At 63.1% G+C, this 14299-nt stretch carries 14 protein-coding genes; 10 read left to right on the forward strand and 4 right to left on the reverse strand.

The features are described 5' to 3' along the window. The first annotated feature begins 25 nt into the window (after positions 1–25). The gene (gene yihA, locus ACHWUQ_RS00575) at positions 26–760 is read left to right on the forward strand and encodes a ribosome biogenesis GTP-binding protein YihA/YsxC (RefSeq protein ID WP_394680039.1); all 735 of its coding nucleotides are present in this window, start codon (positions 26–28) and stop codon (positions 758–760) included. A 54-nt stretch (positions 761–814) separates the two neighbouring features. Here the strand turns inward: yihA and ACHWUQ_RS00580 are convergent, their stop codons facing one another. Next, a complete protein-coding gene (locus ACHWUQ_RS00580) occupies positions 815–1684 on the reverse strand; it encodes a lipid A biosynthesis acyltransferase (protein ID WP_312416650.1) in 870 nt (289 codons plus the stop codon). Beyond that, positions 1677–2537 (reverse strand): lysophospholipid acyltransferase family protein, encoded by an 861-nt coding sequence (locus tag ACHWUQ_RS00585; RefSeq protein ID WP_239810718.1) that lies wholly within the window; start codon positions 2535–2537, stop codon positions 1677–1679. The genes ACHWUQ_RS00580 and ACHWUQ_RS00585 overlap by 8 nt, the downstream gene beginning before the upstream one ends. Positions 2538–2670: 133 nt before the next feature. Between ACHWUQ_RS00585 and metK the strand changes: the two genes are divergently transcribed. Next, positions 2671–3855 (forward strand): methionine adenosyltransferase, encoded by a 1185-nt coding sequence (metK, locus tag ACHWUQ_RS00590; protein ID WP_021026133.1) that lies wholly within the window; start codon positions 2671–2673, stop codon positions 3853–3855. Positions 3856–4208: 353 nt separating this feature from the next. On the opposite strand, the gene ACHWUQ_RS00595 is transcribed toward metK, so the two are convergent. Then, the gene (locus ACHWUQ_RS00595) at positions 4209–4889 is read right to left on the reverse strand and encodes an NUDIX domain-containing protein (RefSeq protein WP_312458491.1); all 681 of its coding nucleotides are present in this window, start codon (positions 4887–4889) and stop codon (positions 4209–4211) included. A 166-nt stretch (positions 4890–5055) separates the two neighbouring features. On the opposite strand from ACHWUQ_RS00595, the gene ACHWUQ_RS00600 reads away from it, so the two are divergent. The 8 genes from ACHWUQ_RS00600 (at position 5056) to ACHWUQ_RS00635 (ending at position 13272) form a co-directional block, all read left to right on the forward strand. Beyond that, positions 5056–5913 carry a cysteine hydrolase gene (locus ACHWUQ_RS00600; RefSeq protein WP_394680040.1) on the forward strand — a complete coding sequence of 286 codons (858 nt, stop codon included), beginning with the start codon at positions 5056–5058 and terminating at the stop codon, positions 5911–5913. A gap of 68 nt (positions 5914–5981) precedes the next feature. Then, the gene (pncB, locus tag ACHWUQ_RS00605; protein WP_394680041.1) at positions 5982–7175 is read left to right on the forward strand and encodes a nicotinate phosphoribosyltransferase; all 1194 of its coding nucleotides are present in this window, start codon (positions 5982–5984) and stop codon (positions 7173–7175) included. A gap of 9 nt (positions 7176–7184) precedes the next feature. Continuing rightward, complete coding sequence (locus ACHWUQ_RS00610; protein WP_394680042.1) at positions 7185–8885, forward strand: NAD+ synthase; 1701 nt, start codon at positions 7185–7187, stop codon at positions 8883–8885. Between the two features lie 68 nt (positions 8886–8953). Next, entirely contained in the window at positions 8954–10006 is a 1053-nt protein-coding gene (locus ACHWUQ_RS00615) for a bifunctional nicotinamide-nucleotide adenylyltransferase/Nudix hydroxylase (protein WP_312458471.1), read from the forward strand. Positions 10007–10011: 5 nt separating this feature from the next. Next, positions 10012–11439, forward strand: coding sequence for a hypothetical protein (locus ACHWUQ_RS00620; protein WP_394680043.1), 1428 nt, complete (start codon positions 10012–10014; stop codon positions 11437–11439). Between the two features lie 4 nt (positions 11440–11443). Then, positions 11444–12322 (forward strand): decaprenyl-phosphate phosphoribosyltransferase, encoded by an 879-nt coding sequence (locus ACHWUQ_RS00625; RefSeq protein WP_312833768.1) that lies wholly within the window; start codon positions 11444–11446, stop codon positions 12320–12322. 2 nt (positions 12323–12324) lie between these two features. Then, entirely contained in the window at positions 12325–12756 is a 432-nt protein-coding gene (locus ACHWUQ_RS00630; RefSeq protein ID WP_313329986.1) for a divergent PAP2 family protein, read from the forward strand. Between the two features lie 36 nt (positions 12757–12792). Continuing rightward, positions 12793–13272, forward strand: a complete 480-nt coding sequence (locus ACHWUQ_RS00635; RefSeq protein ID WP_312417389.1) for a GNAT family N-acetyltransferase — start codon at positions 12793–12795, stop codon at positions 13270–13272. 122 nt (positions 13273–13394) lie between these two features. On the opposite strand, the gene ACHWUQ_RS00640 is transcribed toward ACHWUQ_RS00635, so the two are convergent. Continuing rightward, complete coding sequence (locus ACHWUQ_RS00640) at positions 13395–14297, reverse strand: carbohydrate kinase family protein (RefSeq protein WP_239810707.1); 903 nt, start codon at positions 14295–14297, stop codon at positions 13395–13397. Between the last annotated feature and the right edge of the window lie 2 nt (positions 14298–14299).

The raw sequence follows: 14299 nt of genomic DNA on the forward strand, positions 1-14299 counted from the left end.
ATGCCTTAGATAGACTCGAACGCACATGACGACAACACCTAGTACCCCCCAAGCCGTTGCAGACACGCCAAGCCCAGGCATCGATGGCAAGGCGGCTATGGGCTGGATGCACACCGCCCGCTTCTTCACCACCGCTGCGCAACTGCACCAATTGCCTGTCGTCGATGTGCCCGAGTTCGCCTTTGTGGGCCGCTCCAATGCCGGCAAGTCCACGTCGATCAACACGCTGACCCAGCAGAACCAGCTGGCCTTTGCGTCGAAAAAGCCCGGGCGCACCCAGCACATCAACCTGTTTTCGCTGGGCAAGAAAGGCGTCATGGATGCCGTGCTGGCCGACCTGCCCGGTTACGGCTATGCGGCCGTCTCACGCGAGGACAAGAAACGCTGGCAGCAGGTCATGGTGAACTACCTGGTCAGCCGCCCCAGCCTGACCGGCATTGTGCTGCTCTGCGACCCGCGCCTGGGCCTGACCGAGCTCGACGAAGCGCTGCTCGACATCATCCGCCCTCGGGTGGAGCAAGGCCTCAAGTTCTTGATTTTGCTCACCAAGGCCGACAAGCTGACCCGCGTCGAGCAGGCCAAGATCCTGTCCATCACCAAGCTCAATGCCGGTGGTGGCGAGGTGATGCTGTTCAGCGCGCTGAAAAAGCAGAATGTGGACAAGGTGGCCCAGCTGCTGTGGCAGTGGTCGCACCCGGAAGGGCTGGCCAGCCCCGAGGCCGCTGTTGCGGCGCCAGAGGCCCCTGCGGACGATCAATAAGCCAAACGCCCGCCAAGGCACAACACTACCAAGGCCCGAAAGGGCCTTGGTTGTTTATGCATAGAGCGAGGGCTCGCCTTCCGGCCGGGTCTTGAAGCGCTTGTGCACCCAGTAGTACTGGGGCACCATGGTGCGGATCTGGGCTTCGAGCTCGCGGTTCTGGCGCGTGGTGTCAGCCACCACATCGTCGCTGGGAAAGTCCTGCCAGGCCGGCGAGATGGTGACCTCGTAGCCCTGGGGCGTCAGCCGGGTGTACATGCCGATCACCTTAGCCTTGCCCAGCCGCGCAAAGCGCGACAGCGACGGAATGGTCGCGGCCACCTGGCCGAAATAGGGCACGAACAGCGAGTCATTCGGGCCGAAGTCCATGTCCGGCAGCAGGTACAACAACCCATGGTCCTTGCGCAGGCTGGCAATGATGGGCTTGATGCCATCGTCGCGGTTGAGCATGCGCACATCGCCAAAGCGCTGGCGGCCCTTGCGGATCCAGGCATCGACATCGGCATTGGGCTGGGTCGAGAAGATGCTGGTGAAGGGCCGGTTGCAGTGGATGGTGAGCGCCGTGCCCCCGGCATCCATGCTGTAGAAGTGCGGCGCAAAGATGATGGTCGGCGTATCGCCTTCCAGCTCCTGCAGCGCGCCCGTCATGCGGGTGCGTTTCTCCAAGGTCTTTTGCGGCGCGAACCACAGCCAGCTGCGGTCCAGCCAGGTTTGGCAGAACACCACAAAACTCTGCTTGGCCCAGTCGCGCCGCTGCGCGGCAGTGGTCTCGGGAAAGCACAGCTCGAGGTTGCGCAGCGCAATGCGGCGGCGCGATGGCACCAGATAGAACAGCACGCGCCCCATCAACCAGCCCAGGCCGCGCAACACCGACAAAGGCAGGTGCGACATCAGCCACATCCAACCGATAAACAACTTACCCATGCTTTTGACCTTCCGAGGGAGCGGCAGCCAGACTGCGCGGCTGCTTGTAGCGCGCATAGCCCCACAGGTACTGCTCGGGGCTCTCGCGGATCAGACGCTCCATTTCCTGGTTGATCTGCAGCACGGCGGCTTCGGCCTCCTGGGCCAGCGGGGCCTGCAGGCCGCGCACATACAGATCAAAGCCCCGGCCCAGAGGCCGGCGCACACAGCGCGCCAATATAACAGCCGCACCGGTCTGCTGGGCCAACTTGGCGGCCAAGGTCATCGAGTAAGCCGGCTTGCCAAAAAACGGCACCCACATGCCCTGGCCGTCGGGCGGTACCTGGTCAGGCAGCAGACCCACGCTATGGCCTTGGCGCAAGGCCTTGATCATTTGCCGCACCCCCGCCATCGTCGTCGGTGCCGAGGCCAGGCCAGGACGCGCGCGCGCCGTCTCCATCAGCTTGGCCAACCAGGTCTGGCGCGCCGGGCGGTAGAGCACGGTGATGGGGCCATGCACCACGCCCCAGCGCCGTGCCATGTACTGGGCCGAGAGCTCAAAACACCCCATGTGCGGGGTCAAGAACACAATGCCCTTGCCATCGGCCAGTGCCTGCTCGATCACTTCGGCGCCATGGATGTCACAGGGCAGCGGGGCACCAAACCACAGGCGCGGCACCTCGGCCACCATGCGGCCGGCATGGGCCACCGCTTTTTTCACATCGGCAAAGCGGTAGCCTGCCTGCCGGGCATTGGCCACAAAGCGCCGGCGGTAGGTGGGGGAGGCGGCAAAGGTGAGCCAGCCCAGGACAGCGCCCAGGCCATGCAATAGCCACAACGGCAGCGCAGCAAACAGTCGAAACAAGAATGGCATTAGAATATGTCGGTCGCTGAGTTAAAGAGCAACTTGCAGGGCGACGTTAAAAACAAACTGCTAAAGCGTTCGCCAGGCTCCCTCAAGGCTCGGGCAACGCAATTGCCCAAGTTAACGAAGGAGTTTTTTGTTTATGGCAAACAGCGATTTTCTGTTCACCTCGGAATCGGTATCCGAAGGCCACCCCGATAAAGTAGCCGACCAGATCTCTGATGCGATTTTGGACGCTATTTTCACCCAAGATCCGCACAGCCGGGTGGCTGCGGAGACACTGACCAACACCGGTTTGGTGGTATTGGCAGGCGAGATCACCACCGGCGCCAACGTGGACTACATCCAGGTGGCCCGCGACACCATCAAGCGCATCGGCTACGACAACACCGATTACGGCATCGACTACAAGGGTTGCGCTGTGCTGGTGGCCTATGACAAGCAGAGCCAGGACATCGCCCAGGGCGTGGACAAGGCCAGCGATGATGAACTGAACACCGGTGCTGGCGACCAGGGCCTGATGTTCGGCTATGCCTGCGACGAAACGCCCGAGCTGATGCCCGCGCCGATCTACTACGCACACCGTCTGGTCGAGCGCCAGGCCCAGCTGCGCAAGGATGGCCGTCTGCCTTTCCTGCGCCCTGACGCCAAGAGCCAGGTCACCATGCGCTATGTGGATGGCAAGCCCCACAGCATCGACACCGTGGTGCTGTCCACCCAGCACAGCCCCGACCAGTCGGAAACCGCTACCAAGATGAAGGCCAGCTTCACCGAAGCCATCATCGAAGAGATCATCAAGCCCGTGCTGCCATCCGAATGGCTGCAGGACACCAAGTACCTGATCAACCCCACCGGCCGTTTCGTCGTGGGCGGCCCGCAGGGCGACTGTGGCCTCACCGGCCGCAAGATCATTGTGGACACCTACGGCGGTGCCTGCCCCCACGGCGGCGGCGCCTTCTCCGGCAAGGACCCAACCAAGGTGGACCGCTCTGCCGCCTACGCTGCCCGCTACGTCGCCAAGAACGTCGTCGCTGCCGGTCTGGCGCGCCAGTGCCAGGTGCAGGTGGCCTACGCGATCGGCGTGGCCCGCCCGATGAACATCACCGTCTACACCGAAGGCACCGGCGTGATCCCCGATGCCGACATCGCCAAGCTGGTGGCCGCGCACTTCGACCTGCGTCCCAAAGGCATCATCCAGATGCTGGACCTGCTGCGCCCGATCTACAGCAAGACGGCGGCGTATGGCCACTTTGGCCGTGAGGAGCCGGAGTTCACTTGGGAAAGAACCGACAAGGCAGCAGTGCTGCGCGCTGCTGCGGGCCTGTAAGGCCCCCGAGCGCAGCGAGTTTGTCGGTTCTTCGGCGCAGGCTCACATCGCTTGCGATGTGAAGGGCCGCCAGGCCCGGCCGAAGCCAAAGACCGCTGACAGCCAGCAGTGCTGCGCGCTGCTGCGGGCCTGTAAGGCCCTGAGCGTAGCGCGTTTGTCGGTTCTTCGGCGCAGGCTCACATCGCTTGCGATGTGAAGGGCCGTCAGGCCCGGCCGAAGCCAACGAACCGACAAGGCTGCGCTGCTGCGTGCTGCTGCCGGTCTGAAGTAATTCAGGTCTGTCTTCACAAGAAATCCGCTCGGAGTGATCCAGCGGATTTTTTTATGGGTACTCGTCAGCCAAGGCAACGCACTCACAGTCCTCTAGCACTCAGCGCCAGCTGCTGCCTGAACTCCGGCCGCACCCGGTGCAGCTGTGCAGGCCGGTGCGCGCCACCAGCCTGCATTTCGCCGGGCACGGGCTCGAGCATGCCCAGCTCGTCCATCTTGCGCCGAAAACTCACCTTGTTCAGCGGCTCGCCCAAAATGCTTTCATAGACCTGCTGCAACTGCGGCAAGGTAAAGCTCTCGCCAAAGAAATGCACCGGCAGCGAGGAGTACTGGCTCTTGCTGCGCACCCGCGCCACTGCGGCCTGCAGGATTTGTGCATGGTCAAACGGCAACTGGCCGGTGGCAGTGACCGGCACCAGCTTCAGCCCGGGCCGATGGGTCGGCAGCTTCTGCTGCGGGATCAGGGCGCAATAGCTGATGGCGACCGACCAGCCGCGCGGGTCCCGTGCCGGGCCGGTAAACGTGGCCAGTTGCTCCAGATAAGCGTCTTCAATCCCCGCCTTGCTGCGCAGCACACGGGCGGCACTGGCATGGGCATCGGCGTCTTCTTGCGCATGGATGTAGCCGCCCGGCAAAGCCCACACCCCGGCAAACGGCGCGCGCTCGCGCTGCACCAGCACGACGCTCAACACCCCGTCCACCAAGGTCAGCACCACCACATCCACGGTGGTCAGCACCTGGCCCAAGGCGGTTTCACTTTGCATCATTTCTGTACCAAGTCTTTCTCATAAAGGGAAGTATGCCGCCGCAGCTACCCGGAATCAATACAAACATAGGCTTCAGGCCAAGGATTTGCTGCCGGCCCCACAATCAGTTAGTTGCAAAATTATTTTAACAGGCGTAGACTGGCATTCATTGAAGGAGAAAGACATGCGCCAACGCACACAGCTGCTCATCATCGACCCGCAAAACGACTTTTGCGACCTGCCGCCAGATTGGCGCCCCAGCAGTGCGGCAAACCCCTCGCCATTTGCCCCCAGCCTGCCTGTGGCGGGCGCCCATGCAGACATGCAACGCCTGGCGCAATGGCTGCTGCAGCATGCCTCTCAGCTCGATGGCATCACCGTCACGCTCGACTCCCACCAGGCCTACGACATTGCGCATCCCGCCTTCTGGCAGCAAGGCGATGGCAGCCCGGTGCAGCCCTTTACCGCCATCACGGCCGCGCAGCTGCGCGACGGCAGCTTCAGGCCCCGCAACCCGGACGAGCAGGACCGCAGCCTCGCCTATTTGGATGCACTGGAAGCGCAGGGCCGCTACACCTTGATGGTCTGGCCGCTGCACTGCGAAATCGGCAGCATCGGCCACGGCGTGCACGCCAGCATCCTGAATGCCTGCCGCCAATGGCAGAGCCAGCGCCAACGCGCCGTCAAGCATGTGTTCAAGGGCATGAACCCCTACACCGAACACTACAGCGCCATCTGCGCCGAGGTGCCCGATCCGCAGGATGCGGACACCGGACTCAACACCGCCCTGCTGCAGCAGCTGGCGCAGGCCGATACGCTGGTGATTGCCGGTGAGGCGGGCAGCCACTGCGTGCGTGCCACCACCGAGCACATCGTGCAGCATATGGGGCCGCTTTGGGGTGCCGAGGATTTCTCGCGCATCGTCCTGCTGACCGACTGCATGAGCCCCGTCGCTGGCTTTGAAGCGGCCCAAGAAACCTTTTTGCAGCAGATGCGCGCCATCGGTGTACGCTGCTGCACCAGCACTGCTTTCCATTTATAAATACTTCAGCGCCAGCACGGACTGAACTGGCGCTGGCAGCTCTCATTTTTGACAGAGAAAGACGCGGTATGCAGCCCATCATCACCAGCCTGCTCGACACCGATTTGTACAAGTTCACGATGTGGCAGGCCATGCTCCATCGCCATCCGCAGACCCAGTCCACCTACCGCTTTGTCTGCCGCTCGCAGACCGAGTTTCCGCTGGTCGATCTGCTGGCCGAGGTGCGCGCCGAGATCGACGCGCTGTGCGCGCTGAAGTTCAAGAAGGATGAGCTCGACTACCTGGCCAGCCTGCGCTTCATGAAGAGCGACTTCATCGACTTTCTGCGCATCTTCCAGTTCCAGCGTGATTTCATCGAGGTCGAGCCCGATGGCGATGGCGATGGCCTGCATATCGTCGCCCATGGCCCCCAGGTGCATGTGATGGGCTTCGAGATCTTTGTGCTCTCCATCGTCAACGAGCTGTACTTCCGCCGCTTTGACCAGGCCAGCGCGCTGGCCGAAGGGCGCAAGCGCCTGGGCGCCAAGATCGTGCGGCTGCAGGAGCTGGCGCAAGAGGCCAAGCACCGCCACCCTTTTGAGCTGTTTGACTTTGGCGTGCGCCGGCGCTTTTCGGCCCCCTGGCAGCGCGAGGTGGTGCAGGCTTTTGCCACGCAGACGGCGCAGTGGTTCAAGGGCACCTCCAATGTGCTGCTGGCCCGTGACCTGAACCTGGTGCCGATCGGCACCATGGCCCATGAATACCTGCAAAGCTACCAGGCCCACGGCGTGCGGCTGCGCGATTTCCAGATCGCCGCGCTCGAAGACTGGGTGCAAGAGTACCGGGGCGACCTGGGAATCGCACTGACCGACACGGTGGGCATGGATGCCTTCCTCGCCGATTTCGACATGTACTTTGCCAAGCTGTTCGACGGCTTGCGCCATGACTCCGGTGACCCCTATGAATGGGGCGAAAAAGCGTTGGCCCACTACGCCAAGCTGCGCATCAATGCGCATTCCAAGCGCCTGGTGTTCTCCGATGGACTGACCCTGGACAGCGCGCTGGCACTCTACCAGCACTTCGCCGATCGCATCCAGTGCGGTTTTGGCATAGGTACGCAACTTGCCAATGACATGGGTCTCAAGCAGCTCAACATCGTGATGAAGCTCACCCACGCCAATGGCCAACCGGTGGCCAAGCTCAGTGACAGCCCAGGCAAGACCCTGTGCGACGACGAGACCTACCTCGCCTACCTCAAGCAAGTGTTCCATGTGACGCATTAAGGAGCCGCCATGCTCAAGATCACCCTGGCCCAACTGAACCCCACCGTCGGCGACATGGATGGCAATATCGACCAGATGGTGGCCGCCGCCCGCCAGGCGCAGGCCGAAGGCGCGCAGCTGGTCGTCTTTGCCGAGCTGTCACTGACCGCCTACTACCCCGGCGATCTGCTCGACGAGCCCGATTTTCTGGCCCGCGTGGATGCCGGCATTGCGCGCCTGTTGCAAGAGAGCCAGCAGCTGCCCGATCTGCACTGGGTATTGGGCGCGCCTACCCGCGCCGCCGGCCCGGGCAAGCATCTGCACAACAGCCTGCTGGTGCTGCACAACGGCGCCATCCGCCTGCAGTACGACAAGCAGCTGCTGCCCACCTACAACATCTTTGACGAGCGCCGCCACTTCGAGCCGGGCCGCGATGTGGCCAAGGTGCTGCGCATCGGCCAGATGCAGGTCGGCTTTCTGATCTGTGAGGACGGCTGGAACGACAGCGGTGCCGACTACGCGACCAACCCGTTCGAGCGCATGGCCGATGCGGCCCCCGATGTGGTCGTCAGCATCAACGCCAGCCCCAGCCACCTGGGCAAGCGCGAGGAACGCCACCAGATCTTCAGCCAGGCCGCGCGCCGCCACGGCCTGCCGATCCTGTATGTCAACCAGATCGGGGGCCAGGACCAGATCGTGTTCGATGGTGCATCGTTTGCGGTGCAGCCCGAGCGCGGCATCGTCTGGGAAGCGCCGCGCTTTGTGCAAACCGTCTGCACCTTGGGCTTTGACAACGGCGGCTTCTGCCTGCCCGATGGCACGCCACCTGCCCGCCCACCGGCAGAAGGCCTGCCGACGATGGAGTTCTACCGCCAGCAGATCATTCTGGGTCTGCGCGACTATGCGCGCCGCTGCGGCTTTCGCCAGGTCGTCGTGGGCAGCTCGGGCGGCATCGATTCCGCGCTCACCCTGGCGCTGGCAGCAGAGGCACTCGGCCCCGAGAACGTGGTCGGCATCACCATGCCCTCGCGCTACTCCTCCAGCGGCTCGGTGGACGACTCGGTGGCACTGTGCCGCAACCTGGGCATTGCGCTGCACACCCACCCGATTGCCGACCTGGTACAGGGCTATGCCCGGCAGTTCGAGACCAGCTTTGGCGCGCCACTGCAGGGCCTGCCGCTGGAGAACGTTCAGGCCCGCATTCGCGGCACCATCCTGATGGAGTACAGCAATGCCTTCGGCCATCTGCTGCTGACCACGGGCAACAAGTCCGAAATCTCCGTAGGCTATTGCACCCTGTATGGCGACACCAATGGTGGCCTGGGGCTGCTGGGCGACCTGTACAAGACGGAGGTCTTCGCGCTCTCGCGCCACCTCAACGCCAGCGCCGGGCGCGAGTTGATCCCCGAGGCCATCATCGACAAGCCGCCATCGGCCGAGCTGGCCCCCGACCAGAAGGACGAGGACAGCCTGCCGCCCTATGCGGTGCTCGACGAGATCCTCAAGATCCTGATTGAAGGCCAGCGCCTGTCGACCCTGGAATTCAACGCCGCCCAGCAGTTCGTCGAGCGGCTGGCGCAGACGGACGCGGGCCGCCAGACCGTCGCCAAGGTGCAGCGCATGGTCCACCGCAGCGAATACAAGCGCCGCCAGGCGCCGCCCATTCTGCGCCTGCGCCCCCGCGCCTTTGGCACCGGCCGGCAAATGCCGATTGCGGCCTACTACCCCTGAAGCGAGCCGGCGCATGCCCAGCGCATAATCCCCAACCAGCACACCAGCAGGCACCAAGACAACGAGATATGAGCGCAGCTAACGAGCACTATGACCTGGCGGTATTGATTGGCCGCTTCCAGCCGCCGCACCTGGGCCACCTGGCCTTGCTGCAGCACGCGCTTGCCCGCGCCAGCAAGGTGGTGGTGGTATTGGGATCGGCACTGCAGGCCCGCAGCCCGAAAAACCCCTTCACCTGGCAAGAGCGTGCGCAGATGTTTGCCGCAGCACTGAGCCCGGCCGATGCGGCGCGCCTGGTGTTTGTGCCCATCCGCGATTACTACGACGAGCCGCGCTGGGTCACGGCCGTGCGCGAAGCCGTCACCAGCCATAGCCAGCCCGGCGCCCGCATTGGCCTGGTGGGCCACTTCAAGGACGAGAGCAGCAGCTACCTGGCCCACTTTCCCGGCTGGGAGCTGGTCAGCCTGCCGCGCCAGAACAGCATTGACGCCACCCCCATCCGCGACGCCTACTTTGGCTTGCAAGGCAATGATTCCGCAGCAGGCCTGGCCGCCTTGGCCGGCATGCTGCCGGCCAGCTCGCTGCAATTTCTGCAGCAGTTCCGCGCCACCCCCGAATACGCCGCACTGCAAACCGAATGGCAGATGCTGCGCCGCTACCAGGCCTCCTGGGCGGCAGCGCCCTACCCGCCGGTCTTCGTGACCGTCGATGCGCTGCTGCGCTGCGGCAATGATGTGCTGGTGATTCGCCGTGGCCATGCGCCCGGCAAGGGTCTGCTGGCCTTGCCCGGCGGCTTTGTCGAGCCGCGCGACAGCCTCTGGCAATCGTGCCTGCGCGAACTCCAGGAAGAGACGCATTGCGCGTTGAATGAGGCCCAGTTGCAGGCCAGCTTGCAGTCGGTCACCGTGTTCGACCACCCGGACCGCAGCCAGCGTGGCCGCACCATCACCCATGTGCACTATTTCGACCTGCAGCGCAGCCCCAAGCCTGCGGTGCGTGCCGACGATGATGCAGCCGAGGCCTTCTGGCTCAGCATCGATGCGATACGCGCCCGCGAGGCCGAGTTTTTTGAGGACCATTTCCAGATCGTGCAGAAAGTGCTGGCGGGCAACGGACAATAGCGCCCATGCAAGCCTTTGTCTCCAACCGCCCAGGTGCCCGCGGGCCCTGGCTGCTCATTGCCGTGCTAGTGCTGCTGGGTACAGTTCGTTTTCTGGTGTTCAGCGCGCACTCGCCTGTGCTCGGCTACCCCAACAATTTCGATTTCCTGCGCACCTCCGGCTGCGTAGGCATCTGGAACTTTGATGCCCAGTCCGAAGCCTTCCACAGCCCTGCGCCTGACCGGGTGGTCGCGCAGCTGCACTACAACGGCGAAAGGCTGTGGCAGTTTTGCAATCCGACGGCTGAAACCATTTACCTCAGCGCACTCAAGCTGGGCCACAGCGTGGGCGACACCTTCCCCATCCAGCACCTGGCCTATGCCAAATGGGTCATCGTGCTGCTGGCCTATACCGCGCTGATGTGGGCCTTGCGCAGCATGCGCCTGCGCGTGTTTCTCAGTGCCTGTTTTGTGCTGCTGTGGTGGGACATGAGCACCTTGCTGTATTTCCAGTCGCTCTACCCGGTCTTCAGCAGCCTGTTCTTCTCGTTATTTGTCGTCACGGCTTTGCTGGCCTGCCGCCTGGATGCGTTCTCGCGCAGTCCCTGGGCCTCGCTGCTGCTCGCGTTGCTGACTTTCATGCTCGGGTTTTCCAACCAGCAGTACTTTTACCTGGCCATCGTGCTGACGGCCTTCTTCCTGCTCTTCAATGGCAGGCAGTACCGCCTGCACAGCACCGCGATGCTTTGCGCTGTACTGCTGGCCAGCCTGTGCCATAGCTATCTGCGCCCCGCACAAAGCCAGGAGTTCTATGCTGGCATCGACCGCGTCAACCGCACCGACACCATCTTTTATGGCGTGCTGATGCACTCCCGCAACCCTGAAGAAGCTGCAGTCAGCCTGGGTCTGCGCCCTGAATGCGCCCAGATGGCCGGCATTGGCGCGCATGCCTTCAACCATGGCCTCAAACAGAATATCTGCCCGGAGGTTGCCAGCATCAGCCGCTTAAAGCTGCTGAACCTGGCAGTCAAGCAACCAGCGACTATTGCCAAGACGCTGCTCGCGGGCGTGGAGGCCTACAAACCGGTCTATGGCTTTTTCCCGCAACTCTATCCTTACCGTGCCAGTGAGCTGTCTCCGGGCATGTATGCCAGTTCGCCCTCATCTCTGATCGTCAGTGCCCCACGAGGTCTGTACCTGGCAATGGTTGCTGTCATGGCCATGCTGGCAGCAGCGGCATTTGTCTATGCGCTCCTGCCTCGTGGTCGCCAATCCCTGTGGGCACATGCCATCTGGATCGGCGGCTTGCTGTGCTTCTACAGCATCTTTAGCTCGGTGTTTGGCGACGGTATGGTCGAGGTAGAGCGCCATGCAGCCGTCTTCCTGCCGGGCTTTATCCTGCTCTGGTTAGGTGCCATTTTTGGCGTACTAGAGCGTCTGCGTGCTGCAAGATAGCGCCATGCCCGCGACCACTGCTTCGCCCTCTCAACGCCTGCTCGGCTTGCTGCGCCTGATGCGGCCACGCCAGTGGATCAAGAACGGTTTTGTGCTGGCACCGCTGGTATTCACCGGCTCGTTCACCGACCGGCATGCCGTAGTCCAGGCGCTGCTGGCCATGCTGCTGTTTTGTGTGGCCTCCTCGGCTACCTACATCGTCAACGACCTGCGTGATATCGATCAGGACCGCAAGCACCCCCGCAAATCCCGGACCCGCCCCCTCGCCGCGGGCCTGGTCACGGTGCGCCAGGCGCTGCTGCTGCTGCTGGTGCTGTATGCGCTGCTGCTGGCCGCCTGGCCATGGGCCCCGCAGGTGCTGCCAGTGATTGCCGCCTACCTGGTGCTGAATCTGGCCTACAGCTACTACCTCAAGCACCAGCCGGTCCTGGATATTTTCACGATCGCCATCGGCTTTGTACTGCGCGTATGGGGCGGCGCGCAGGCGCTGCAGGTGCCAATCAGCTCCTGGATGTTTGTCACCACCTTGTGTCTGGCGCTGTATCTTGCGGCGCTCAAGCGGCGCCAGGAATTGCTGCAAACGGGTACCGAAGCCCGGGCAGTCTTGCAGAAATATTCGGTGTCGCTGGTGGAGCGCTATGCCGAGATCGCTGCGACCGGTGCCCTGCTGTTCTACAGCATGTTTGTGATGTCGGTCCGCCCGCAACTCGTGGTGTCGATTCCGCTGGTCCTGTTCGGGCTGTTTCGCTACTGGTATGTGGTGGAAAAGCTCGACGGCGGTGAGTCGCCCACCGATGCCTTGCTCAGCGATCTGCCGCTGCTGCTGACGGTACTGGCATGGGTGCTGGTGTGCCTGTGGGCGCTGGCGGGACTGAAAGGATAAGCATGGATCTGTCCTATCTGCTGACCCCGCTGCTGGCCTGGCTGGTGGCCGGCTCACTGAAGTTTCTGATCAACAGCTGGCGCGCGGGCAAGCCCGCCTTTGGCTTGATTGGCTATGGCGGCATGCCCAGCAACCACAGCGCGATCGTCAGCAGCATGGCTGCGCTGGTTGCTTTCAAGCATGGTATTGACCACCCGGCTTTTGGCGTTGCCCTGACCCTGGCATTCATCGTCGTGTTGGATGCCAGCAGCCTGCGCCGGCAGGTAGGCAAGCATGCGCAGGCCATCAACCGTCTACAGCAGCAGGCCCCGGCGGCGGCGACCACTGCACTGCGCGAACGCATGGGCCACAGCCTTGCCGAGATTCTGGGTGGCGTGGTTTGCGGCATTGTGCTGGCCTGGGCCGTGCACGCCTGGCTGCCGTTGTACGATTGAGCTTTTGCTTGCCAGCGCCCTACGCGGCTTTTCCGTATGCCATTGACCATTCGCCCCGCCACCATCGACGACACCGATACCATCCTGCGCTTTGTGCGCGATCTGGCGGTCTATGAAAACGCCGAGCACGAGGTGCTCTCCACACCGGCCCATGTGCACAAGACCATGTTCAGTGCAGGTGCCACCGCGCATGGGCTGATCTGCGAGGAGGATGGCCTGGCCATCGGCTTTGCGGTGTATTTCTTCAATTACTCCACCTGGCAGGGGCGCAATGGCCTGTACCTGGAAGACCTGTACGTGGACCCCAGCCACCGCGGCAGCGGCGCGGGCAAAGCCTTGCTGCGCCACCTGGCGCGCATCGCGCTGGACAAGGACTGCGGGCGCTTCGAATGGAGCGTGCTGGACTGGAACACCCCATCGATCCAGTTCTATGACAGCCTGGGTGCCAAGCCGCAGAGCGAATGGATCAAATACCGGATGACCGGCGAGGCGCTGGAGGCCTTTGCGAAGGGTTGATGCTCGAGCCCGCTCAGAGGAGCGCTTGCCCCGCCTCAGCCCATCGGGCGCATTTCCCGCGTTGGGCCCCCGTTGAACCAGCGTGACGGCAAGGCGCAACCCAGGGGGTTTGCGCCGCCGCCTCAGACCGCTGCAGGGTCAAAATCCAGCTGGTAGTTTTGCGGCCCGCGTGCTGCGATCTTCAGCGAGCCCATGCGGTTGCCCAGTTCCACGCATTGGCGCAGCGGGCGGCCATGCTCCAGGCCCCACAACAAACCACCGCGCCAGGCGTCGCCACAGCCGGTCGGATCGACGACCGCAGCGGCCTGGATGCCAGGCACATGGGTGCGCTCGCCGTTCTCCCACAGATCGCAGCCCTCGGCGCCCAGGGTCACCATCAGGCCCTGCACCTGGGTCGAGATATCGGCAAACGACAGGCCAGTGCGCTCGCTCAGCATCTTGCCTTCGTAGTCGTTCACGGTCACCCAGGTGGCCAGGCTGATGAAGTGGCGCAGGTCATTGCCATCGAACATCGGCAGGCCCTGGCCGGGGTCAAACACAAAGGGAATGCCGGCGGCATGCAGCTGCTCGGCGTGCTGGAGCATGGCGTCACGGCCATCGGGCGCCACGATGCCAATGGCTGCGCCGCAGTCTTTGGTGATGGTGTTTTGATGGGCCTGCATCATCGCGCCGGGGTGGAAGGCGGTGATCTGGTTGTTGTCCATGTCGGTGGTGATCATGCACTGGGCAGTGTAATGGTCGTCGAGCTTCTTGATGAAGCGCGTGTCGATGCCCAGCTGCTTGAAATGCGCTACGTAGCCATCACCGTCATGACCGACGACGGCCATCGGCAGGGCTTTGCCGCCCAGCAGGTTCAGCGCGTAGGCGATATTGCCGGCGCAGCCGCCAAAATCCCGCCGCAGGGTCGGCACCAGAAAGGACACGTTCAGGATATGAATCTGATCGGGCATGATCTGGTCGGCAAAGCGGCCAGAGAAGGTCATGATGTTGTCAAACGCGAGCGAGCCGCAGATCAGCGAAGCCATAA

It is taken from the genome of uncultured Comamonas sp., from assembly GCF_964277875.1.
In the GTDB taxonomy this organism is placed as follows: domain Bacteria; phylum Pseudomonadota; class Gammaproteobacteria; order Burkholderiales; family Burkholderiaceae_C; genus Comamonas; species Comamonas sediminis.